The sequence below is a fragment of the Moritella sp. genome, from assembly GCF_013215705.1.
Classification (GTDB): domain Bacteria; phylum Pseudomonadota; class Gammaproteobacteria; order Enterobacterales; family Moritellaceae; genus Moritella.
In genome coordinates this window covers 55537-78946 of the sequence record NZ_JABSQR010000026.1, presented here as the reverse complement: position 1 = coordinate 78946, position 23410 = coordinate 55537, and the positions used below count along the sequence as shown (strand labels likewise).

Sequence of the window (23410 nt, the reverse complement as noted above, 5' to 3'; positions counted from 1 at the left end):
TGATATAATATTTGGTCATTATATCTCTGCAAGTGCTCACACAGATTGCTTGAATAAATTGTTAAAGAGCATACTGAACGACTGTTGCCGTGTCAGTGGGAGCGATTATAGAGATCTGGGTTACATTGGCAAGTAATTTTATAAATTTCATTCCATTTTAAAGATAAACCTTAAAAACCGAACATAATTCAAACAAAACAAATTAAAAACAAACGATAGTTTAACTAACGCATCTATTTTACGGCTAGCTCTGAGCTGATTTATCATCATTTCTGGTTTAATTATTCAATATTTCTATTTTCATCTACTTATATAAGTAGAATTTACTTACTGGGTCAATTTAAACTATTATTTAATTTGCCTTTAATACGTGACCTAACTCTCTGGTTTAGGTAACATGCGCCCTTTTTACGGTTTTGGAGTTTGAATATACATGCCCTTCCAACTTGGTCAGCGCTGGATCAGCGATACGGAATCAGAATTAGGATTAGGAACAATAGTTGCCATAGAAGGCAGAATGTTAACGCTATTATTTCCTGCAAGTGGTGAAAACCGTTTATATGCTCGTAACGAAGCGCCAATCACGCGTGTCATGTTTAATGTCGGTGATCAGGTACTCTCCCATGAAGACTGGAGTTTAACCGTTACTGAAGTAACAGAAAGCTCAGGTATCATTACTTATATGGGTATTCATCAAGACACCGGTGAAGAAGTTTCATTACGTGAAACATTCCTGAACAATTTTATTAAGTTTAATAAACCACAAGATCGCTTATTTGCGGGTCAAATCGATCGCATGGATCGCTTTGTTTTACGTCACCAAACATTACAGCATCAGTTTTCTCAACAACAATCTGCATTAAATGGCATTCAAGGTCCACGCGTCAGTCTAATCCCACATCAATTACATATTGCCACCGAAGTGGGTAAACGCCATGCTCCTCGCGTTTTACTTGCTGATGAAGTGGGTTTAGGAAAAACCATTGAAGCCGGGTTGATCATCCACCAACAACTGACAGCTGGCCTTGCCAATCGTGTGTTAATTCTGGTACCAGAAACATTACAACACCAATGGTTAGTAGAAATGATGCGTCGTTTCAATCTACACTTTAGTATCTTTGATGAAGAGCGTTGTATCGAATCACTCGCTGAAGCAGATAACCCATTTGAAACTGAACAATTGATCTTATGTAGCCTGGACTTCTTACGCAAAAAACGTCGTCGTTTTGAGCAAGCGGTGGGTGCCGATTGGGACTTATTGGTTGTTGATGAAGCGCATCACCTTAGATGGAGCGAAACAGAACCAAGTCGTGAATACCAGGTTGTAGAAGCATTAGCGCAAAAGTCGCCAGGTGTGCTACTACTAACAGCAACACCGGATCAGCTTGGCCATGAAAGTCACTTTGCCCGTTTACGGTTATTAGATCCAAACCGTTTCTATGATTATGCCGCATTCGTTGCTGAAGAAAATAGCTATTCTGTCATTGCACAAGCAGCACAAGAACTATTAGATTCACCCATCATGTCACCAGAGACTGCAGCATCATTAACTAAATTATTAAGTGAAGCTGATATATCAGACAAGCTGGCTTTAATCCAGACTTCACCCGGTTCAGAAGACGCCGAGAAAGCAAAACAATCCATAATTAGTCAATTATTAGATCGCCATGGCACAGGGCGTTTATTATTCCGTAATACACGTTCGGCAATTAAAGGCTTCCCAACCCGCTACTACAAACCGATTCCATTAACGCTACCAGACCAATATAAAACGTCATTAAAAGTCGCACAAATGATGAATGGCTCAGCAAGTTATGCAGAAGCTGCGCGTCGTGGTTTATACCCAGAAGAAATCTTTTTACAATTCGAAGGCAAAGACGCATCTTGGTGTAGTTTTGATCCACGTGTTGAATGGTTACAAGATTTCTTACTTGCCAATAAAAATGAAAAAGTATTAGTGATTGCCGCCAATGCTGAAACAGCGATGTCGATCGAAGAATCACTGCGGGTGAGTGAAGGTATTCGTGGCACAGTATTCCATGAAGGTATGTCGATTATAGCGCGAGATAAAGCGGGTGCTTACTTCGCCCAAGAAGATGCGGGAGCACAAGTTCTACTTTGTTCTGAAATTGGCTCAGAGGGTCGTAACTTCCAATTTGCACAACACCTGGTATTATTTGATTTACCATTAAACCCTGATTTACTTGAGCAACGTATTGGTCGTTTAGACCGTATCGGTCAGAAAAATGACATCAGTATTCACGTCCCTTTCTTTACCAATACCGCACAGGATGTATTACAAAACTGGTATCAAAATGGCTTAAATGCGTTTGAGTATACTTGCCCTATCGGTGGCGATATTTTTGCAGAAGTAAAAGATGAATTACTGACTCAGCTAGCCGCAAAAGAAATTGATCTCGCCGCAACAGACGCATTAATCACTGATACACGTAGTCAATACGATGCATTAAAAGCAAAAATGGAAAGTGGCCGCGACCGTTTACTGGAATTGAACTCTAACGGTTTGGGTAAATCAGACGACATTATTACACAGCTAAAAGCCAATGATGATAGTCCGGTACTGCCTATTTTTGCGATACGCTTATTCGATGTAATTGGTATAAATCAAGAAGATCGTGGCGAAAACATGCTGATATTAAAACCGACAGATCAGATGTTAGTTCCAAGTTTGCCACATCTAGCTGAAGACGGCATTACAGTTACTTTCGATCGTGAAACCGCATTATCTCGTGACGACGTACATTTCCTGACTTGGGAACACCCATTAATACGCGCATGCATTGAATTAATCATGACGTCTGATACGGGCTCAACCGCCGTTTCACTATTAAAAAATCCAGCGCTACCTGCCGGCACTATTTTATTAGAACTACTTTATGTGGTTGAAACATCGGCACCGCCTTATTGCCAAATTAATCGTTTCTTACCGGCAACACCAATTCGGTTATTACTGGATAAAAACAGTAATAACTTAGCCGGGAAAGTAGACTTTGACAGTTTCAATCGTCAGCTGAATGCGATTAACCGCCATGTAGCGACGAAACTCGTTTCAGCATCTCAAACGATTATCCATGATCTTATTGGTAAATCAACCGCGGTAGCTGAAGATCAAAAGCAAGCAATCACTAACGCTGCACTGGCAAAAATGCAGCAAAATATGAGTGTCGAGCTTGAACGTCTACAAGCATTGCAGAAGATTAACCCGAATGTACGTGATGAAGAACTGGCGTTTATTGAAAAACAAACAGCAGAACTCACCACGCACATTAATAACGCTCAGCTTAAATTAGATGCAGTACGTTTTATTGTGGTTACTCCAAGCTAACTAAAAACACGTTATAATGACGAGCAACAAAGGGGTTAATTTCGGTTCACCCCTTTGTTATAAATTGTTATTATTAACAAGCGATAATTTACAGCTTACCTTCTAAACACTTCACTATATTGTATATACTCTATGTCCGATTTTATTTACGCTCCACCGCAACACCCTAGGTTAGATATTATTTATCAAGACGATGCCATTATTGTTTTAAACAAACCGAGTGGATTATTAAGCGTTCCAGGGCGATTACCCGAGCATACCGACAGTATTGCCAGTCGGGTCCAAGAACGGTTTCCCACTGCAACAATTGTGCACCGGTTGGATATGTGTACCTCAGGTGTGATCTTAATGGCACTGAGCAAAGCCGCGCAAAGCCACATCAGCAGACAATTTCAACAACGCGCCACCGCAAAGTACTACTATGCGCGTTTAGAGGGGATCCCAACTACCAAGTCTGGCAGCATTGATTTACCTTTACGTTGTGATTGGCCCAACAGGCCAAGGCAAATGATTGACTTTATCGACGGGAAACCCGCGTTGACACATTGGCAAGTCATTGCAGAGCAACCTGCAAGCAACAATAACAACCAGCAAGCGAGCGCAACAGTATTGCTTAAACCTGTGACCGGTCGGTCGCACCAATTGCGAGTACATATGTTAGCATTAGGTACGCCGATTTTAGGTGATGAATTATATGCGTCAGCACAAGGCGTGGCAGCCGCTGAACATTTACAACTGCATGCTGCTATGTTAGAAATTGACCATCCCCTAACGTCTGAAAGAATAGAATTTAAGGTTAAACCGCCTTTTTCAATTGATTAAGCACAACGATTTATGTAGGAATGATGAATGTTTAAGGCCTTAGTATTATTACTATTAGTTAGCTTACCATCCCAAGCAATAGAACAATCTGCAGTCGATAAAGTGACGAGTAAGCCAACAATAACCTTCCCTATTTCTCAACAACGCGTGTTTGATCAAGACTTAACAAAGTATCGCGATAGTAATGAAGTGGCTTGGTTGGGTGATATAGATAACCGCTTTTTAACGTTATGGCGTGAACAAACCACGGGTAAAGTCATCGGTACAAGTTGGATATTTGCCGATACTTATACCTCAGCCAATAATCCCAATATAATTCAAACGCTGCGCTATCAACTCAGTGATAAAGGCTTACATACCTATTCTGTATCGCCATTAAGTCAATCCTTGAAATCAGAGCATGCCGAGCAACGTTTACAAGCCCAACTACTCACGTTACAAGATAAAATCACCAGTAAGAATGGTAAGCGCTTACTTATTTTACAAGGCGCTAACTGCCCAGCGATCATAAATATACTCGTGAATAACTCGGATATTTATGTCGATGCGATTGTATTACTCAGCGCCCATAGTCCAACGTCTGAGTTAGCCAAACAGTTCATAAGTCAAATGCACCAACTCAACGCGCCGATATTAGATTTATATACGCAGACAGATAGTTTAGCGGTTATTGATGAAGCAGAAAAAAGGCGTATCGCAGCAAAGCGTATTAACAAGGAAAACTATAGACAAATAGAAGTGATTGGCTTACCGGGGCAAGTCGAAACTCAGATTGCAACCAGCCAAATGATTTATGGCTGGTTGGTCAAACTAGGCTGGTATTAACGCATTTTTCTCGATTCTTTTACTACGTCATAAGCACCTTGAATATCTTGGGCTTTTTCTTTAGCAATAATCATCATTTCTTCTGGTAAACCTTTTGATACTAACTTATCTGGATGGTGTTCATTCATTAATTTACGATAAGCACGTTTAATGGTTTTATCATCATCACTCTCACTTACACCAAGCTGTTGATAAGCATTAGTTAATGCTTCTTCACGACTGACTTTACTGCCATGACGGTGAGAGCGAATCTCAGCTTCCATCATCTGCAATAAATTGTCCATATCTTGGCTGTTCACCCCTAAGATCGCACCGATACGATGAAGAATATCACGCTCAGAATTTGATAATTCGTGATCAGCAAACGCGGCCTGAATTTGTATTTCCAAGAACATTTTAACCAGATCACGGCGCAACACACTCACACGACGAAAATCGCGCACAGTTTGCTCTAACGGAAAATCAGCTTCTTTTCCTTGGCTAAATGACGCCTGTGCTGCACGACGAGTTTCACCCGTCAGTTTCATCCGGTCCATTAATTGCGTCGCCACATGAATATCTACAGCGGTCACATGACCGTCCGCTTTTGCCATGTGCCCCATCACCGAAAATGACGTGTGCAAGAAAATATCCTGACGCTTATGTGCGGCAGGCCGAGTATCAATACCGAGTCGAGGACCAAATTGGCGCTTTAATATCGAGCCAACCCAGACCATGAAAACCGCCCCAAAAAACCCACCAAATTTCATACCAATGGCGAATAATAAAATGTAAAACAACATATTCATAACAGTAGCTACCAAGCAAAAATGACATATATTTATATAAGAATCGTATTATGGCTGTTTAAAATGTAACAAATCAATCAATCTCATCATCTTTTTACAGGTTTACGGGATAAAACCAGTCATTAAATGGTCTATCGCTGTAATATGCATTATTATGTTCAACTATTTTTTAATTTTAATGAAATTATCGATGACAAAATGGATTGTTAAAATGCGCCTTTTCACCTTATTATCAACACTCAGCGGTGTCGTATTCTCAGCTAGCGCAGCCACCATTATCACTAACGAAGATGGTACATCAAGAACCATTGACGATTCTATTTTTACGTCTGAATTAGCGGAGTTAACACTTTTTAAACAGTGCTACCCTTATGTACCCGCTATAAAACCACCGATTGCAGATAGCCAAGCAAATAACCAGATCCAGCTATTATCAAACAGTGCTAAAGTGACCCAAGGTAGCAAAGCCATTTTTCAAGGTGATGTGAACTTTACTCAAGGTAATAGAATACTATCTGCTGATGAAATTATTCTCTATCAACTCACTAATATTCTAACGGCTGAAGGCAACGTTATATTAGAAGACAGTATATCGACAATCAAAGGCAAAACATTAAAAGCGAATTTAGATACCAAAGATGCTGAGCTAACACATGTCAATTACCTACTGCACGGTCAAGCGGCGAATGGTGAAGCTAAAAAGGTCTATATTACCAATAGTGGCGATAATATTTTAATGCAACGTTCTACTTATACTGAATGTCCCTTTGGCGATAATAGCTGGGTATTGCGTGCATCATCGATCAACATTGACAATATTGATGAATCCGCCGAGGCTTATAACGCAACCTTGTACTTTAAAGACGTACCTATTTTTTATATGCCCTATTTTACTTATCCAACTACAGATAAACGTAGAACGGGTTTATTATTCCCGTCATTTGAAAATTCATTAGAAAATGGTATCACCTTTTCGCAACCAATTTATTGGAATATTGCACCAAACTACGACATGGAAATAATCCCCACTTACATGTCAGAGCGTGGCGTAGAGTTAACCACTAAATTCCGTTATTTAGTCGATGGTCAGCGTGGTAAGATTAATGTTGAATACCTCGCTAACGATAAAAAAACCAACTCTGATCGTAGTCTGTACCATTGGAGCCATGACGGTAATTTCAATGACAACCTAAGTCTGTCAGCGGACTTCACCCAAGTAAGTGATGATGACTATTTTTCTGATCTAGATGCCTCAGCAGGCTCTAGAGACAGTAATACGCTACTACGCACCGCCGCCTTGACTTACAATACGGATATGACATCGTCACAATTTGAAGTGCGTGATTTTCAAATTCTAAATGATTATTCCGATTCAACACCGCATAAAGTATTACCGAAAATTTCTTTTACCGGTTACCAACAATTTGATAATAATCCCATTGAACTGTCCGTGTATAGCGAGATAACAAATTTCTCTCACTCTAACAGCAATATGTACAGCGGTATCCGAACCCATATAGAACCACAGATTAGTTTCCCTTACAAACGTCCAGCAGGTTTTGCGGTTGCTGAGTTTAAATTACCGATGACTTATTATAGTCAAACATTCAATGAGTCAGATAATGGCAATTTCGCCAATGGCTACAAAGGTGAACTGGAAGATCAAGTATTTCGCGTGATACCAACAGCCAGATTGCATGCAGGTTTAAATTTTGAACGACCTACATCTTGGTTTGGAAATGCCATTACGCAAACGTTAGAGCCCCAAATACAGTATTTATATATCCCTTATAAAAATCAAGATAACATTGGTATTTACGATTCATCAACGATCCAGCAAGATTTCCTCGGTTTATATCGCGACCGTATTTATAGTGGTTTAGACCGCATTGCCGATACCAATCAATTAACCATTGGTTTAACCAGTCGTGTATTTGATGACATAGGCAGTGAACGATTTCGTTTTGCGCTTGGCCAAATCGTTTACTTTGGTGAGAGCCAAATTGGTATCGCACCAGAAAACCATCCGGACACAGACAACAAAGACGTAACAACATCCAGTATCGTAATGGAAGCAGACGTCAAAATAAGCCGTAATTTATTCATCAATAACAGTATTGAATATGCAATTCAAGATGACTTAGTACGTCGTGCTGATGCAGCTGTCGAATACCGTTTTGACAGTGGTCCAAAAATACAACTTAACTATCGATACATTGATGATACGTCTTCGATATTAGAAACGAAAAATGAGAACATTAACTCCCGAATAAACCAAATGGGATCCAAATTTATCTTACCGATCAATAATCAGTGGGATATGGGCGCGAGTTATTATTATGATGTTGAAAATAAAATAACCCAAGATGCCTTTGTGGGGATTAAATATGAATCATGTTGTTGGGCAATTCGCCTTGATTATGGTTATCGTTTAAAAAATCATAATATCAATACCAATGAAACAACCTTTGATCGCGGCCCAACATTAATGTTTGAACTAAAAGGTCTTGGCGGCATTGGTAACGATATGAATAACATCGGTACTTCAAGTCTATTTTCATACGGTGAACCATTCCAGTTACGTGAATAGCATAGATTGATCAACACGTTTAAATAAATATTTCGAATAGATACCCAAGTTACGTCAAGATACTTGGGCATAATAACGGCTATAAATAACTCAGTTAAAGCTAGCCGTTATTAATCAAACAGGGATTTACAACCCATGATGATTGCATTGAAGGTCTGACAAGGTATACTTCCGCTTACTTTTTCACCTCGGTTTTCAGCAAACTAGCCAATCCTCATATTTCCCGTGGTAAAAAATTGATAATTTTCAGCCTACCGCTGTCTCACTTATAGTCGATATTGAATAGGAATTCATAAAGTGATTAAAAAAATGCTTAAGACTCTGTTATCTGGAGTAATAGTTGTAACGAGTTGGCAAGCGCAGGCCGAACTCACCAAACTTGATGAAGTGATTGCCATTGTTAATGCAGAAGTCATTCTCGCTAGTGATGTGAATACATTAACCAGATCAGTAACAGCGCGGGCAACCAAAGCAGGCCAAACGTTACCATCGCACGAGGTACTTACTCAGCAGGCATTAGATAAACTTATTATTGATAGTTTACAGCTGCAAATGGCCAAGAAAATGGGCATGCGTATTAGCAATGCTCAGCTTGAAGATACGTTAAATAATATCGCTAAAGGTAATAACCAAACGATAGAACAACTGCGTCAAAGTGTGGTTGCTGATGGTGGCAATTTTAATGACTACAAAGAAGAAATTCGTACCCAGATATTAACCAACGAAGTACAACGTATGCAAATGCGTCGTCGAATTACCATTTCCGATCAAGATGTTGATAACTTAATTGCCATCATTGATGAGCAAGGGCAGAAAAACCGACAATACCGTGTTAAACATATTATGTTGCGCGTACCTAACGAGGCAGATAATGCCACGATGGAAGCCCTACAAACTAAAATCGCCGATATACAAACGCAGCTGAACGCGGGAGAACCATTCTCAAATCTTGCATTAGCACTCTCAGCGGGTCCCAAAGCGCTTGATGGCGGCGATTGGGGTTGGATGAATATCAATGAAATGCCGACATTGTTTGCAGAAGCGGTAACCAATGCTAAAAAAGGCGATATTATCGGGCCAATTCGTAGTGGCGCTGGTTTACATATAATTCAAGTTAGCGATATGCGTGGTGTAGAAACAGTATTGACCAAAGAAGTTAATGCACGCCATATTCTGATTAAACCATCCGTTATCTTAAGTGATGACAAAGCACAATCATTACTCAATGAATACTTAACGCGTATTAAATCAGGCGACGCTGACTTTGCCGAGCTTGCTAAAGCCTATTCAGATGATACTGGCTCAGCAATCAAAGGTGGAGAGCTTGGTTGGGCAGATCCAAACATCTATGTACCCGCATTTAAGTTAGCATTGCAAGACTTGCAGAAAGGCGAAATTAGTCCGATATTTCGTTCTAGCCATGGTTGGCATATAGTGCAACTAATTGATAGACGTACACAAGATACGACAGATAAAGCAAATCGCCAAAAAGCATGGCAATTACTGTATAATCGTCGTGCAGTCGAAGAAAGCCAAGCTTGGTTGAATGAATTAAAACAAGAAGCTTATATTCGTATTTTAAATAATGAATCGTAAACAGGTGAAAATGTGACTCATCGTATAGCAATTACTCCAGGTGAGCCTGCTGGTATTGGCCCAGACCTAGTGCTGGAATTAACGAAGCAAGACTGGCCAGTAGAATTGGTGCTTTGTGCCGATCCTGAGCTGATTTTATCTCGAGCAAAAATACTTGGTAAAACGATTAAATTAATCGACTATGATCCAAGTCTACCAGCACAACCACAACGTGCTGGTACGTTAACTATCGCCCCTATGCAAATGGCGGTATCCGCAGAACCCGGTAAGCTTGATGTAGCGAATGGTCGCTATGTATTAGATACACTGCAATTTGCATGTGAAGGGAATATGTCTGCAGAATTTAGCGCTGTCGTCACTGGCCCTGTTAACAAAGGCATTATTAATAAAGCCGGCGTATCTTTTAGCGGTCATACTGAGTTTTTTGCGCAGCAATCAGAAACAGCTGACGTAGTGATGCTGCTGGCAACAACGGGGCTACGTGTTGCGTTAGTAACCACACATATTCCACTGGCGTATGTCGCAAAAGCGATCACAGAAGAGCGATTAAGTAATATTATTCGCATCCTTCACGCTGAAATGAAAACTAAGTTTGGCATTGAACGACCAAAAATTTATGTATGTGGACTCAATCCACATGCAGGTGAAGATGGACATCTAGGTCGCGAAGAGATTGAGATCATCTCTCCGACGTTAATGAAACTTCGTGATGAGGGTATGGATTTGACAGGTCCCCTCCCTGCAGATACCTTGTTCCAACCTAAGTATCTTGATGATGCTGACGTTGTATTAGCAATGTATCATGACCAAGGATTACCGGTATTAAAATCGGTTGGTTTTGGCAGCTCAGTAAATATCACCCTGGGTTTACCTTTTATCCGTACATCAGTTGATCACGGTACTGCAATTGAACTTGCAGGTACTGGAACAGCCGACGCCGGCAGTATGTTTACAGCAGTAAACCAAGCAATAGAAATGATAGAGAAACACGCATGAACGACAAGGTCCATTTAGGTCACACCGCGAAAAAACGTTTTGGTCAAAACTTCTTACATGATGCCTATGTAATTGATCAAATCGTTGCATCGATTAACCCGCAAAAAGGTGAAAACCTAATTGAAATTGGTCCCGGCTTAGGCGCCTTAACCGAGCCTGTAGCAGCTTGTCTCGATAAAATGACAGTCGTAGAGCTGGATAGAGATCTTGCTGAACGCCTAGAGCAACACCCGGTACTATCTAAAAAGTTAGACATTAACCAAGCAGACGCAATGCGTTTTGATTTTAATCAGTTAATCAAACCGAACACGAAAATGCGTATTTTTGGTAATTTACCTTACAATATTTCAACGCCGTTAATGTTCCACTTATTTCAGTTCCATGAAGATATCCAAGATATGCACTTCATGTTACAAAAAGAAGTGGTACAACGTTTAGCCGCTAACCATAACACTAAAAGTTACGGTCGCTTAACAGTAATGACGCAATACTACTGTAAAGTAACACCGGTACTTGAAGTCGGCCCTGAAGCATTCAGACCGGCACCAAAAGTAGATTCAGCGGTGGTTCGTTTAGAACCACATACTGTATTACCGCATCCAGCAAAAAACTTAAAAGTACTTAACCATGTAGTGAGAAATGCCTTTAATCAACGTCGTAAAACCATTCGTAATAGCTTGAAAAAGGTGATTTCGGTTGATGACATTGCAGCGCTAGGTATTAACGTGTCTCTACGTCCAGAAAACTTGACGCTTGAAAACTATGTTACGATAGCCAATTTCGTCACCGATAATCCAATGAAAACAGTGGATTAAGACGGTCCGTATCAATGGTAAGTGTCGCAGATTCATTCACTCTTATCATTGACACCGAATATGTCGAAGAAGTATCTGTACCAGCACAACACAGGTACTTCTTTACTTATACTATTACGTTAACCAATCCATTAAGCCAGTCTGTTAACTTATCAAGTATCCAGCTATTACTCACTGACGGTGACGGCACGGTTTCCAAATTAAACAATCCTTTTCAAGATAATGACTATCTTATCTCTTCACAGCAAGATTTTTGCTATAGCAATGATATAATTACCCATTCTCCATTGAGTATCGTGCAAGGAAAGATCGAAGTACAACTCAATGCCAGTGAATTAGTGGTGATCATGGTCGAGCCATTTCGTCTTGTCACGCCGAATCTGTTGCACTAATCGATTAAACGCGTTAACGCACATACTTCTTCACGTTCAGCTAGAAAGGTAACTTATACATGGCAACTTATTTTGTTGGTGATATTCAAGGTTGTTTCGACGATCTGCAGCATTTGTTACAGCAAGCTAATTTTGATCCACGCCAAGATAAACTTTGGTTAACAGGGGATCTTGTTGCCCGCGGCCCTAAATCATTAGAAACACTGCGTTTTGTTAGGCAGCTAGGCTCTGCGGCTGTCACAGTACTTGGCAATCATGACTTACATTTACTCGCAATTGACGCAGGATTAGCTAAGCTAAACCCTAAGGATAAAACGCAGGCGATCTTTGCAGCAGAAGATAAAGATGAATTGTTATTATGGTTACGTCAGCAACCATTGCTTGCGAACCATGACGAATTCAATATTATTATGGTGCATGCTGGTATTAGCCCTCAATGGAGCCAGCAACAAGCAAAACAATATGCCGAAGAAGTTCATGAACAACTGCGTGGTGATAACTACTTGGCATTACTCGAGAATATGTACGGCGCACAACCCGACTATTGGTTAGAGACGTTACAAGGTTTTGACCGCTTACGTTTTATTATTAATGCATTTACGCGTATGCGTTTTTGTGCACCGGATGGACAGTTGGAGTTTCACAACAAGCATTCTCCGGCAAAAAATAATAATATGCAGCATATTCCTTGGTATGAAGTCGCGGGTTCACACCTTGATGGCGCCCATGTCATTTTCGGTCATTGGGCTGCACTAGAAGGCAATTGCAACCATGAAAATGCGACAACACTTGATACTGGTTGTGTATGGGGCAACAGCCTGACCATGTTGCGATGGGAAGATAAAGCAGTTTTTTGTGTTCCATGCCAAGTTCATGCGACATAATTGACTGGAGTGAGATTAAATAATAAGCGGGTTATCACAGTGTTGCTCTTATGTTAAGTAATGACATAATTATTCGTATATACTGCACCCTAATTTTTAGCCAACCCACATCAATATCACCGCGAACAAGTATATTGATATGATTTGGTTGAGTTTAGCTATAAAAATAAAAAGTAAAAAATAACAACTTTACAACTAAGGCTTATATACATGATTGAAAATAATTTCATTATTACAGCTACATTCCTTGTTTACCTTGCTGTTATGCTGGGTATCGGTGTGTATGCTTATCGACAAACCAAAAGTGCAACGGACTACTTTTTAGGTGGGCGTAATTTAGGTCCTTGGCCAGCAGCGCTATCTGCAGGTGCTTCAGATATGAGTGGTTGGTTATTACTTGGCTTACCTGGTTACGCGTATGCCGCAGGCATGGAAGCGATCTGGTTAGCAGGTGGTTTATTAATTGGTACTTGGTTAAACTGGCTAATTGTCGCAAAACGTTTACGTACCTACAGTATCGTCACCAAATCAATTACCCTGCCAGAATTCCTATCGCGTCGTTTTAAAGACAACTCAAAAGCAATTCAAATTTGTTCGGCATTCTTTATCCTGATGTTCTTCTTGTTCTATACCAGTTCAGGCTTAGTGGCTGGCGGTAAATTATTTGAAACAGTATTTGGTCTAGATTATCAAGTCGCAGTTGTACTCGGTACTGTATGTGTGGTTTCTTATACGCTATTCGGTGGTTTCCTTGCAGTTTCTTGGACTGATTTAGTACAAGGTCTATTAATGTCAGCAGCACTATTAATCGTGCCACTTAGCGCAATGGATGGAAGCTTTAGCGATCTAGCATCGGCAATGGCAGATATTAATCCAGAACTACTGACGATCTGGCAGAACAGCAAAGGTGAAGACCTTAGCGCTATTGCTATTATCTCATTAGCCGCTTGGGGCCTAGGTTACTTCGGTCAGCCACATATTCTTGCGCGTTTCAAAGCAACACGTAGCAATAAAGATCTGGTTAAAGCACGCCGTATTGCGGTTGTTTGGACTTCATTGTCGATGTTTGGTGCAATGCTAGTCGGTCTCGTTGGGCTGGTTTACACCAATACTAACAACATCACTATCGATGATGCTGAAACTATCTTCATGTTATTAGTAAACAGCATATTCCACCCTGTTATTGCTGGTATTCTGCTTGCCGCTATCTTAGCTGCAATCATGAGTACAGCGGATTCACAACTACTAGTATCATCATCGGCACTGGCTGAAGATTTCTACAAGCAGCTAATACGTCCACAAGCAACAAGTGAAGAACTTGTTACTGTTGGTCGTTTTGGTGTGGTTGGTCTGTCAATCATTGCATTGTTGCTTGCCCTTAACCCTGATAGCTCGGTACTGGGTTTAGTATCTTATGCATGGGCTGGTTTTGGTGCCGCATTTGGCCCGGCATTAATTATCTCACTATATTGGCGTGGTATGACGCGTAATGGCGCGCTTGCGGGTATTATTATTGGTGCGGTAACGGTTGTAGTATGGAAACAATTAAGTGGCGGTATTTTTGACCTGTATGAGATCGTACCAGGAATCATCTTTGCTTCTCTAGCGATTATTATCATTTCACTGATAGGTAAACAAGAAGACCAAAGTATCCACGCGCAATTCGACGAGTTCGAGTCTGGTTTAGATACCATGGCGTAACAACCACCAGCAATAACGATAAAAAAATGCCGCGCTATCACTAGCGCGGCATTTTATTTTCCAGTTTAGTTCAGAGTAATGTCACTCGTCAGTTAACACATGACTACTTCACTCGTTCGAGTAAACTAAAATGGTAATCATGCGGGTTTTTATCATCTGCCGCATAAGATTCATGTTCAATTTCTTGCCAATTGTACTGCTCATAATCAGGGAACCAAGTATCCCCTTCGATCGTTAATTCAATATGCGTCAAATACAAACGGTCAGCAGCAGCCAAGCACTGGTTATAAATCGTAGCACCACCAATGATCATTAACTCTTCCACATCACCAGCAGCCACAACAGCATCTTCTAAGGTCGCCACAACAGTCACACCTTCTGGTTGATAATCTGTTTGGCGACTTAATACGATATTTAAACGTCCCGGTAATGGACGACCAATTGATTCAAAGGTATTACGCCCCATTACAATAGGCTTACCTAACGTTGCACGTTTAAACAGTTGTAACTCAGCAGGTAAATGCCACGGCATCTTATTATCTAAACCAATTACGCGGTTATTTGCCAGTGCGGCAATCATGGAAACAATCACAACGGCTCCTTAATCAAACTATAGGCTTGTTACGGTACACCAGCACAGGCGCAATCGCCAGACCAAAGCTTAAGCCAATCAAAATAAAAATAGTCAATAAACCATTTTCAACAATTTGCTGCTGTAACACAGCGTTATAACCTTGATGGTGTAACGTCATCAACCCGGTCATGGTTTTATACGCATACACCCCAGGGATCATCGGAATAATAGCGGCAACCGTCACCACAGGCCGTGGGATCACCACTTTCCGAGACCAAGGTACAGTTGCCAGCCCCAGTAAGGTCGCAGCAATAAATGATGCCCACTCAATCGGCACGTTTACGTGTAATAACAGTGAGCGTACCGCATGGGCACTGGCGGCAAATAACACACAGGCCACAAGCGCTTGCCTGGGCACATTGAATAACAGTGCAAAGCCGAATGCAGCGATACCCGCAAACACCGCATCATCCACCAGCATCAGTAATAGTTCACTCATAGCCAGCCTCCTTGTTGCGCTAACTGCACCGCCAAGACAATACCGAGTGCAGAAGCAAGTGTTAACAATGTTGCCGTCATCCATCGTGCCATACCGATGGTGACATGGCCTTTGACCATATCTGATACCGCATTAATTAATGGAAAACCAGGCACGAGTTGTAACACACTGGTGATCATGATCAGCTCAGGTTCATTACCCCAACCAAGGCCGCTGGCAAAACTACCTATAAAGGTGGCGGTGAATGCCGTTATAAAAAACACCGTGAGTAAGTTATGGTGTAATTGAGTTAACCATTGGCGAATACGCATCGCAATGAAACTCGTTAACCAAGTGCAGATAAATATAATGCTATCGCCACCAAATAAGTGACTAAAGCAGGCACAGGATAAAGCCACAAAAAAAGCGACGATGACTGAATTGTATTTCGACACCGCTAAGTTATCTAAACGTTGCTTTACCTGCTCGACGTCATAAATCTGCTTTTCGGCAAGGATACAAATGCGTTGTACTTCACACACGATCCCCATATCTATACCATGGGCTTTCATCGTACGCGTGGTCGTTATGCAGTTATCGCCAAATCGAGAGGTAAGAATGATGGCTTTAGAGGTCAGTGCAATTTCGACGCTTTCTAGCCCAAATGCTATGCCAAGGCGTTCCGTTGTCTGTTCTATAATTCGACTTTCAGCGTTATAAGCTTGTAATAACTGCCCGGCACGCACGATCACGCGCGTAATCAATGCTTGCTGTTCATGGCTAATATTTACGTTGTGATTAACCCTGTGTTCATTACATCCACTATTCATGACTACATCTTGCTATCTATCACTTATTGAATGGTCGATTGTAGCCGTAAAGCGTACAAACAAACAGCACTACATGATAATTGGATGTGAAAACTCGGCATGATTAATCACTGTACTTTCATAACCATAAACGTGACGAATATTATCGGTTGTCACCACTTGCTTGGCACAGCCATTAGCGCAGATATTACCGTCCTTCAATAAAATGATCCGGTCAGCATACTTGGCCGCCAAATTAAGATCATGTAATACCGCTATAACCGCCACACCCGCCTGTGCTAAATGCTTGGCGCTCTTTAATAATTGATGTTGATAATTGATATCCAAAGCCGCGGTAGGCTCATCCAATAATAATAACTGTGGTTTGTTCTTATTACCCACAGCCAGCTGTAATAATACCCGAGAGAAATGCACCCGCTGTTTCTCACCACCTGATAATGTTGGATAAGCACGGTTTCTTAAATGGACAATCTCTTGTTCCGCTAAGATTTTATCAGCGAGATCCTGCACTTTAGCTTGACCACAGCCCGCCTGTAAGCCGCCCATCAGTACCACATCAATCACCTGAAATGAGAAACTTAAGTTGGCGCTTTGTGGTAATACTGCCAGTGTTTTGGCAATGTCACTCATACTAATATCTGTACGCATTTCGCCATTTAAGAATATCGTCCCCGAAGTAGGTTTCAACTCTCCGGTAATGGCTTTGAACAATGAACTTTTACCCGCACCATTAGGGCCTAGAACAGCCAAAAACTCCCCTTCATCTAACGTCAAATTGAGATCATTAAAAATACATTTACCGGCAATACTATAATTAAGCTGCTGGCAATGCAGTACCGGTGCGGTCATGCTTAACATAGTTTATATCCCTAACTTAGAGCGTTGTTGTAACAATAAAATAATAAAGAAAGGACTGCCTAATAACGCAGTAATAATACCCACAGGCACTTCACTTGGCGCCATCACAGTACGCGCAAGTATATCCGCAAGTAATAGCAATAATGCGCCGAACATGGCCGATAATGGCAATACACGTTGGTGATTAGGCCCAACTAACAAACGCACCAGATGCGGAATAATCAGCCCAATAAATCCGATCATCCCAGCAATCGATACCGCGATACCTAGCCCTATCGCACAACAAAAGATTAAACGTCGTTTTAAGCGCACAATATCGATGCCGAGGTGGACAGCTTCTGCATCACCGAGTAATAGAATATTCAATGCTTTCGCTGATGACATAAATACCACCAACAAAAATACCAGCGTAATACTGCTGAGAGTAATACTGAGCCAATTACTGCCCGCCATTGAGCCCATTTGCCATAAACTCAAATCACGCAAGCTTTGATCATCGGCAATATAAGTTAGCATGCCCATACCCGCCCCGGCAATCGCACTAATGGCCACACCGGCCAGCAGCATCACCACCACAGAGCTGCCTTGGCTACTGGTCCCTAATTTGTAGACCAGTAAACAAACCGCTAATGCAAAGGTAAACGCAAAAAAAGATACCGTACTAAGCTGTAACCAATTAGGTAAATCAACCATCACGTCGGCAAAAATAACAATACCTAAACCCGCCCCCAGTGCCGCACCACTGCTGACGCCCATAATACCAGGATCCGCTAGCGGATTACGAAACACCCCTTGCATAACCGCACCGGTTAAACCCAATATAGCGCCAATGGATAAACAAAGTAGTGTGCGAGGCAAGCGAATATTACTCACCACGATGACGTTTTGAGTACTTACTGGCGATTGCCAATTAACCCAATTCACCAATAATGCTTTGATACTATCGACAAACGAGATTGCCATTGGCCCAACTGAAACAGATAACACCACCATAGAAGCAAGGCAGCACAACACCAAACTAGGTAACAACAATGGCCAACGGCTATTAACAAACATAGGTACCCTTTATCAATTAATCTAAATTAGCAGATAAGTGCGGGTATAACTTACGCTGTAACTGCTTGGCCTGCTCAATACTATTCAAGCCTAAGCCACCGATTAGCGCTTTGCCATCAATCACATAAATCGCTTTATTACGACCCGCAGGCGTTTGTGCTAATAATGGCATTGCTGCCATTAAGGTATCGAGATCTTGATATTTCTTCCAATGGCGGCCACTGACTAAAATACTTTCTGGCGCCATCGCTAAGAATGCTTCCGCGGATAATGCCTGATAAGAATTTAGCTCTGCGGCTGGATTAACCGCGCCGGCTAATGTCATCACCGAATGTGCAGTCGTATTACTGCCTGCGGCCGTGTAAGTACCTTTATCATTCAACAATAAGAACAACATTTTTTTAGGTGTATTGATTTGTTGTTGATTTTTTTCTAACTGGTTAATGTCATGTTCAAGCTTGCTAATTAATTGTTTAGCTTGTACTTTCCGATCTAATTTATCACCGAGTAAGGTAATGGTATCAAGCAAATTTTTTGTAGTTGTTTCGGTCGGTAATACCAGCACCTCGACACCACTTTGTACTAACAGATCAAGTGTGGATTGCGGGCCCATTTCACTACTACCAATCAAGGTATCTGGTGCTAATGATAATAGCCCTTCTGCAGACAATTGGCGGTGATAACCAACCACAGGTAATTTCGATACGGCCGGATAGCGACTAGTCAAATCGACAGCAACCAGATCATCTTGTTTGTCCAAGGCTATTAATAATTCAGTAACACCCGCGCCCGCACTAATGATACGGTCTCCAGCCACGCTACCGAATGACAATAATAAACAGCAAACGCTAATCCAAACCTTATTCATCTTAATTCCAACCCAGTGTTAGTTTAATAATGTTTATAGTTAAATAAAGATACATATTGAGATTCAACAACAGTATTTTAATTTAACTCATATTCGCTCGACAGTGTAAATAACAAACCCCGACAATGCAAATGCAAATGCGAACCGGTTGCATTATCACTTCACCTATATTAACCTGCTAGTATCACTTCAACGATCGGTCATTTAAAGGGCTAAACAGTATGCAAGAAAACACTACCCGCAATGAAATTCGCCAGTTAAAGGCAGAGCAACCTCGATTAAGAAGCATTGAAGTTGCACTTAAACTTAACTGCACTGAATTACAGGTGATCCAAGCATTACCACCTGAGCAAGAAGTCACTATGTTGCCAGCTGAACAAGCGCAAGACTTATTAACCGAGATCGCAGACTGGGGGAAAGTGACTTGTATTATCGAAGTATCAGGTTTTGTATTTGAAGTAAAAGCACCGTTCCCAAAAGGCAAAAATGCTTACGGTTATTACAATTTATCCCACGACAGTGAGGGTTTACAAGGCCACTTAAAACTTAACAATATATCCGAAATTGCCCTGCTTACACCTACCATTCAGGGTAAATTAAGTTATTGCGTACAGTTCTTTGACCATCAAGGTAACAGCATATTTAAGATTTACCTTGGCCGAGATAAAGATGGTCAAGTAATTCCGGAACAAATAGCACGCTTTAATGCTCTATCAACGACAACCGCAAACAACGAAACAATTGCGATCGTTACCAATTAAACATCAATAACAGAAGACACGAAGGTCATTATGATGAACAAACAAGAACGCTTAGAGAATCGCTTGCAACCAAAAATTGCAGAATTTAGAGAAGAGCGTCAAACGTTAATTTTATCAACATTAAGCGCAGATGGATTTCCACATATTAGTTACGCACCCTTTGTACGTTTAGCAGATGGTTACTACATTTTAATCAGTGAAATTGCTGAGCATACCCAGAATTTACTCGCGAATCCGAATCTGTCTTTCATGCTATTAGAAGATGAGCAAGGCGCTAAACAAATCTTTGCCCGCCATCGTCTAACATACAAAGCCAACGCTGAAGTGATTGATCGTGAAAGTAATACATGGGCACAGGCTATCCCAGCATTAGAAGCGCGTTTTGGTGAAATTATTACTAACCTAAGCGGGCTAAGTGATTTCCGTCTATTCCGTATCGAACCACAAACAGGTCGCTACGTGAGGGGGTTCGGTAAAGCATATACAGTTAACGGTAATGACGATATTGACTTCGTGCACCTAGAAAAAGGTCATCAGCAGGTCAAAGAAGAAGTTAAAGCTTAATCACCAGTTCAAGATAAGATACAAATATAGCTTTAAATAGATATAGAAGCAGATGGATTTATTCATCTGCTTTTTGATGACTAACTCAAATTATTCCATACTCTCATCATATACTTTCATATCATCCTATCGCTCACGAGTGACATACCAACATAAGCCGTCTTGCGCTTCGTACCCTTTGCAAATCCAAAGTCCAACCGCACACACCAGTTCTTCGCCATAATAGATTAATGGGATACGATCGCGTAACCAAGGTGCTACCTGATATTCTTGGTATAACTTTTTAATACTGCGCGAGCCACTACGTCCAACAGGGTGGCACTTACCCTCGCCGCGGAAACGAATTGTGACCTTTTCATGAGCGAGTGGCGCTTTCAAACAAATAGCTCTGGCATCTTCATCAATTACATTACCAGTATCAGTATCAGTATCAGTATCAGCACCATTGCAGTCTTGTGTAGTCGCTTGTAACGCGTCTTGTAAGTGCAAAAAACCGATATTGTCCGGTAACACAATACGTTGATATTTAGTATGTTCAAGCCTTATCACGACATCTTTTAGCTCCGCGTATTTCTGTTGATTATAAAGCACGCCTTGATAACGGCGAAACTCACCGGCCTGCCAGCTCAATTGTGGATTAGCATCATCAACGGCATTCACTACTTCTAACCATACTTTATCTAAATGGTGACGGCTTGGCATCGGTAGTTGTTGAGCAGCAAGCCAAAAACGAATAACATTGTTACGGCGAATTTTTGATAATTTAGCTAATTCCGCAATATTTAATCCACTCAAAGAATGCGCACAAGTCACTAAATCTATTTCTGCAATTTCATCTGCTAATGCCTGCTGCTCAGCGCAGAGCTCTGCGCTGCGATGCACGGCATGCGCAATACCCGGCCAACGCTGTTTTAAGCTAGGAATAATTTGATGGCGTAAGAAGTTACGATCATAATTCTGGTCATTATTGCTTTCATCTTCTACCCAAGATAATGGTACTTGGCTGGCATAGTCCACCAGCGCTTGTTGCGGATGGATCAATAAAGGACGAACTATTTGGCAGTTTTCTTGTAATGAAAAAGGCATCTGAGCAGCCATTGCTGACAAGCCTTTTACACCGGCACCACGCTTAAGCTGCAACAAAAATGTTTCAAGCTGATCATCAAGATGCTGGCCAAGTAATAATAACGATCCATCATTGAGATGTTTTGCTATCGCTTGATAACGGGCGGTGCGCGCTTGTGCTTCTAAACTTTCTCGACTGCCAACATTAAGCACCACCTTTTCAGCGATAAAATTAATGCCTAACGCCGCAGCAGTTTGCTGGCAATGGTCTAACCAAGTATCCGCATTGTCACTTAAGCCATGGTGCACATGTACCGCAAGATAAGCGTGTTGTGGATATAGCTGTTGATAGCGAGCTAGTAAATGCAATAACACATGAGAATCAAGACCACCGCTATAGGCAAGTACAATCTGCATCGGTTTTGTCGTTAACGAGTGTAACGCGTGCTGAAATGTTGAGAAGAGATCGACGTTAGTAACCACAGTTATCATCACAGTTAGAATAGACCAGAACAGTATATACCGAAAAGTGATAGATATAAAAAAACCGCTAATAAGCTATCAGCGGTTTAATCAAGATTATTCGATTAGCGTTATAACAATGTATCGTTATAGCCGCTTACATGCCAAATGACATGAGACGCTCATAACGTTGTTCTAACAATGTCTCATGCCCGAGCGGTGTCAGCTCAGCAAGATCCGCTTTAATGCGCTCTTTCAAATTAGCAGCCATTAAAGGTATATCTCTATGTGCGCCACCGAGTGGTTCTGAGATAACGGTATTAATCAAATCTAAGCTCTTGAGGCGCTCAGCAGTGATCCCCATTGCTTCCGCAGCTAAAGGCGCTTTATCAGCAGACTTCCATAAGATTGACGCACAACCTTCAGGCGAGATCACCGAATAAGTACTGTACTGCAACATGTTAACGCGATCACCAACCCCAATCGCCAAGGCACCACCCGAACCCCCTTCGCCAATCACAGTACAAACAATCGGTACTGTAAGCCCAGCCATTTCTTTTAAGTTACGTGCAATCGCTTCACTTTGACCACGTTCTTCGGCCCCAACACCGGGATAAGCACCTGGAGTATCAATAAAGGTAATGATCGGCATGTTGAATTTCTCTGCCATTTTCATTAAACGTAAGGCTTTACGGTAACCCTCAGGACGCGGCATACCAAAGTTACGTCTTAATTTTTCCTTGGTATCACGGCCTTTTTGCTGGCCAATGATCATTACCGGCATACCATCTAAACGCGCGGTACCGCCAACAATTGCTTTATCATCAGCAAACGCACGATCTCCAGCAAGTTCATCGAAATCGGTAAACACATGCTCGATATAATCAAGGGTATAAGGACGCTGTGGATGACGAGCCATCTTAGCGACATCCCAAGGTTTCAAATTACTGAATATTTTTGTGGTTAGTTCTGCATTCTTCTTTTCTAAACGAAATATTTCATCTTGTAAATCAACATCATCAGTATTGTTAGTCACAAGTTTTAATTCATTGATCTGAGCCTGCAATTCTGCAATCGGCTGTTCAAAATCTAAAAAATTTATGGCCATGAGGCGCTGCTTCCTTATCTAATATTATGGC

The 23410-nt window shown here is 41.3% G+C and carries 21 protein-coding genes; 12 read left to right on the top strand and 9 right to left on the bottom strand.

Annotated elements, in window-relative coordinates; translation table 11 throughout:
• Positions 1-433: 433 nt before the first annotated feature.
• From rapA to HRT96_RS16495, 3 genes are all read left to right on the top strand, one after another.
• Positions 434-3346 carry an RNA polymerase-associated protein RapA gene (rapA, locus tag HRT96_RS16505; RefSeq protein WP_293158953.1) on the top strand — a complete coding sequence of 971 codons (2913 nt, stop codon included), beginning with the start codon at positions 434-436 and terminating at the stop codon, positions 3344-3346.
• A gap of 132 nt (positions 3347-3478) precedes the next feature.
• A complete protein-coding gene (locus HRT96_RS16500) occupies positions 3479-4168 on the top strand; it encodes a pseudouridine synthase (RefSeq protein WP_293158951.1) in 690 nt (229 codons plus the stop codon).
• A 27-nt stretch (positions 4169-4195) separates the two neighbouring features.
• Positions 4196-4993, top strand: a complete 798-nt coding sequence (locus HRT96_RS16495; RefSeq protein ID WP_293158949.1) for a DUF3530 family protein — start codon at positions 4196-4198, stop codon at positions 4991-4993.
• On the opposite strand, the gene djlA is transcribed toward HRT96_RS16495, so the two are convergent.
• Positions 4990-5781 carry a co-chaperone DjlA gene (djlA, locus tag HRT96_RS16490; protein ID WP_293158947.1) on the bottom strand — a complete coding sequence of 264 codons (792 nt, stop codon included), beginning with the start codon at positions 5779-5781 and terminating at the stop codon, positions 4990-4992. The two genes, HRT96_RS16495 and djlA, sit on opposite strands and share 4 nt — an antisense overlap.
• Positions 5782-5971: 190 nt before the next feature.
• Between djlA and lptD the strand changes: the two genes are divergently transcribed.
• The 7 genes from lptD to putP all read left to right on the top strand — a co-directional run bounded on the left by lptD (position 5972) and on the right by putP (position 14755).
• Complete coding sequence (lptD, locus tag HRT96_RS16485; RefSeq protein WP_293158945.1) at positions 5972-8371, top strand: LPS assembly protein LptD; 2400 nt, start codon at positions 5972-5974, stop codon at positions 8369-8371.
• A gap of 309 nt (positions 8372-8680) precedes the next feature.
• Positions 8681-9967 carry a peptidylprolyl isomerase SurA gene (surA, locus tag HRT96_RS16480; RefSeq protein ID WP_293158943.1) on the top strand — a complete coding sequence of 429 codons (1287 nt, stop codon included), beginning with the start codon at positions 8681-8683 and terminating at the stop codon, positions 9965-9967.
• A gap of 12 nt (positions 9968-9979) precedes the next feature.
• Complete coding sequence (pdxA, locus tag HRT96_RS16475) at positions 9980-10963, top strand: 4-hydroxythreonine-4-phosphate dehydrogenase PdxA (RefSeq protein ID WP_293158941.1); 984 nt, start codon at positions 9980-9982, stop codon at positions 10961-10963.
• Positions 10960-11778: a 16S rRNA (adenine(1518)-N(6)/adenine(1519)-N(6))-dimethyltransferase RsmA gene (rsmA, locus tag HRT96_RS16470; RefSeq protein WP_293158939.1), complete on the top strand. Its 819-nt coding sequence runs from the start codon at positions 10960-10962 to the stop codon at positions 11776-11778. Before pdxA ends, rsmA begins: the two co-directional genes overlap by 4 nt.
• A gap of 14 nt (positions 11779-11792) precedes the next feature.
• Entirely contained in the window at positions 11793-12170 is a 378-nt protein-coding gene (locus HRT96_RS16465; RefSeq protein WP_293158937.1) for an ApaG domain, read from the top strand.
• 59 nt (positions 12171-12229) lie between these two features.
• The gene (locus HRT96_RS16460) at positions 12230-13054 is read left to right on the top strand and encodes a symmetrical bis(5'-nucleosyl)-tetraphosphatase (protein ID WP_293158935.1); all 825 of its coding nucleotides are present in this window, start codon (positions 12230-12232) and stop codon (positions 13052-13054) included.
• A 210-nt stretch (positions 13055-13264) separates the two neighbouring features.
• The gene (gene putP / locus HRT96_RS16455; protein WP_293158933.1) at positions 13265-14755 is read left to right on the top strand and encodes a sodium/proline symporter PutP; all 1491 of its coding nucleotides are present in this window, start codon (positions 13265-13267) and stop codon (positions 14753-14755) included.
• 103 nt (positions 14756-14858) lie between these two features.
• Here putP and folA read toward each other — a convergent pair whose 3' ends face one another.
• The 6 genes from folA to HRT96_RS16425 form a co-directional block, all read right to left on the bottom strand.
• On the bottom strand, positions 14859-15347 hold the full coding sequence (gene folA, locus HRT96_RS16450) for a type 3 dihydrofolate reductase (protein ID WP_293158931.1): 489 nt from the start codon (positions 15345-15347) through the stop codon (positions 14859-14861).
• A 13-nt stretch (positions 15348-15360) separates the two neighbouring features.
• Positions 15361-15828: a threonine/serine exporter family protein gene (locus HRT96_RS16445; RefSeq protein WP_293158929.1), complete on the bottom strand. Its 468-nt coding sequence runs from the start codon at positions 15826-15828 to the stop codon at positions 15361-15363.
• Positions 15825-16637, bottom strand: a complete 813-nt coding sequence (locus HRT96_RS16440; protein ID WP_293158927.1) for a threonine/serine exporter ThrE family protein — start codon at positions 16635-16637, stop codon at positions 15825-15827. Before HRT96_RS16440 ends, HRT96_RS16445 begins: the two co-directional genes overlap by 4 nt.
• A 69-nt stretch (positions 16638-16706) precedes the next feature.
• The gene (locus tag HRT96_RS16435; RefSeq protein WP_293158925.1) at positions 16707-17495 is read right to left on the bottom strand and encodes a heme ABC transporter ATP-binding protein; all 789 of its coding nucleotides are present in this window, start codon (positions 17493-17495) and stop codon (positions 16707-16709) included.
• A gap of 3 nt (positions 17496-17498) precedes the next feature.
• Positions 17499-18551: an iron ABC transporter permease gene (locus HRT96_RS16430; RefSeq protein ID WP_293158923.1), complete on the bottom strand. Its 1053-nt coding sequence runs from the start codon at positions 18549-18551 to the stop codon at positions 17499-17501.
• A gap of 16 nt (positions 18552-18567) precedes the next feature.
• Positions 18568-19419, bottom strand: a complete 852-nt coding sequence (locus HRT96_RS16425) for an ABC transporter substrate-binding protein (protein ID WP_293158921.1) — start codon at positions 19417-19419, stop codon at positions 18568-18570.
• Positions 19420-19640: 221 nt separating this feature from the next.
• Between HRT96_RS16425 and hutX the strand changes: the two genes are divergently transcribed.
• The gene (hutX, locus tag HRT96_RS16420; RefSeq protein WP_293158919.1) at positions 19641-20180 is read left to right on the top strand and encodes a heme utilization cystosolic carrier protein HutX; all 540 of its coding nucleotides are present in this window, start codon (positions 19641-19643) and stop codon (positions 20178-20180) included.
• 30 nt (positions 20181-20210) lie between these two features.
• Positions 20211-20744 (top strand): heme utilization protein HutZ, encoded by a 534-nt coding sequence (hutZ, locus tag HRT96_RS16415; RefSeq protein ID WP_293158917.1) that lies wholly within the window; start codon positions 20211-20213, stop codon positions 20742-20744.
• Between the two features lie 126 nt (positions 20745-20870).
• Here hutZ and tilS read toward each other — a convergent pair whose 3' ends face one another.
• Entirely contained in the window at positions 20871-22301 is a 1431-nt protein-coding gene (gene tilS / locus HRT96_RS16410) for a tRNA lysidine(34) synthetase TilS (RefSeq protein ID WP_293158958.1), read from the bottom strand.
• Positions 22302-22428: 127 nt separating this feature from the next.
• A complete protein-coding gene (gene accA, locus HRT96_RS16405; protein ID WP_293158915.1) occupies positions 22429-23379 on the bottom strand; it encodes an acetyl-CoA carboxylase carboxyl transferase subunit alpha in 951 nt (316 codons plus the stop codon).
• Positions 23380-23410: the final 31 nt, after the last annotated feature.

Excerpts from the sequence above, each read along its gene's own strand:
- HRT96_RS16465 (WP_293158937.1), top strand. The coding sequence starts at position 11,793 with ATGGTAAGTGTCGCAGATTCATTCACTCTTATCATTGACACCGAATAT.
- HRT96_RS16500 (WP_293158951.1), top strand. The coding sequence starts at position 3,479 with ATGTCCGATTTTATTTACGCTCCACCGCAACACCCTAGGTTAGATATT.
- hutZ (WP_293158917.1), top strand. The coding sequence starts at position 20,211 with ATGATGAACAAACAAGAACGCTTAGAGAATCGCTTGCAACCAAAAATT.
- HRT96_RS16425 (WP_293158921.1), bottom strand. The coding sequence starts at position 19,419 with ATGAATAAGGTTTGGATTAGCGTTTGCTGTTTATTATTGTCATTCGGT.
- HRT96_RS16495 (WP_293158949.1), top strand. The coding sequence starts at position 4,196 with ATGTTTAAGGCCTTAGTATTATTACTATTAGTTAGCTTACCATCCCAA.
- HRT96_RS16440 (WP_293158927.1), bottom strand. The coding sequence starts at position 16,637 with ATGAATAGTGGATGTAATGAACACAGGGTTAATCACAACGTAAATATT.
- lptD (WP_293158945.1), top strand. The coding sequence starts at position 5,972 with ATGACAAAATGGATTGTTAAAATGCGCCTTTTCACCTTATTATCAACA.
- surA (WP_293158943.1), top strand. The coding sequence starts at position 8,681 with ATGCTTAAGACTCTGTTATCTGGAGTAATAGTTGTAACGAGTTGGCAA.
- tilS (WP_293158958.1), bottom strand. The coding sequence starts at position 22,301 with ATGATAACTGTGGTTACTAACGTCGATCTCTTCTCAACATTTCAGCAC.
- djlA (WP_293158947.1), bottom strand. The coding sequence starts at position 5,781 with ATGAATATGTTGTTTTACATTTTATTATTCGCCATTGGTATGAAATTT.
- accA (WP_293158915.1), bottom strand. The coding sequence starts at position 23,379 with ATGGCCATAAATTTTTTAGATTTTGAACAGCCGATTGCAGAATTGCAG.
- HRT96_RS16435 (WP_293158925.1), bottom strand. The coding sequence starts at position 17,495 with ATGTTAAGCATGACCGCACCGGTACTGCATTGCCAGCAGCTTAATTAT.
- putP (WP_293158933.1), top strand. The coding sequence starts at position 13,265 with ATGATTGAAAATAATTTCATTATTACAGCTACATTCCTTGTTTACCTT.
- HRT96_RS16445 (WP_293158929.1), bottom strand. The coding sequence starts at position 15,828 with ATGAGTGAACTATTACTGATGCTGGTGGATGATGCGGTGTTTGCGGGT.
- hutX (WP_293158919.1), top strand. The coding sequence starts at position 19,641 with ATGCAAGAAAACACTACCCGCAATGAAATTCGCCAGTTAAAGGCAGAG.
- HRT96_RS16430 (WP_293158923.1), bottom strand. The coding sequence starts at position 18,551 with ATGTTTGTTAATAGCCGTTGGCCATTGTTGTTACCTAGTTTGGTGTTG.
- rapA (WP_293158953.1), top strand. The coding sequence starts at position 434 with ATGCCCTTCCAACTTGGTCAGCGCTGGATCAGCGATACGGAATCAGAA.
- HRT96_RS16460 (WP_293158935.1), top strand. The coding sequence starts at position 12,230 with ATGGCAACTTATTTTGTTGGTGATATTCAAGGTTGTTTCGACGATCTG.
- rsmA (WP_293158939.1), top strand. The coding sequence starts at position 10,960 with ATGAACGACAAGGTCCATTTAGGTCACACCGCGAAAAAACGTTTTGGT.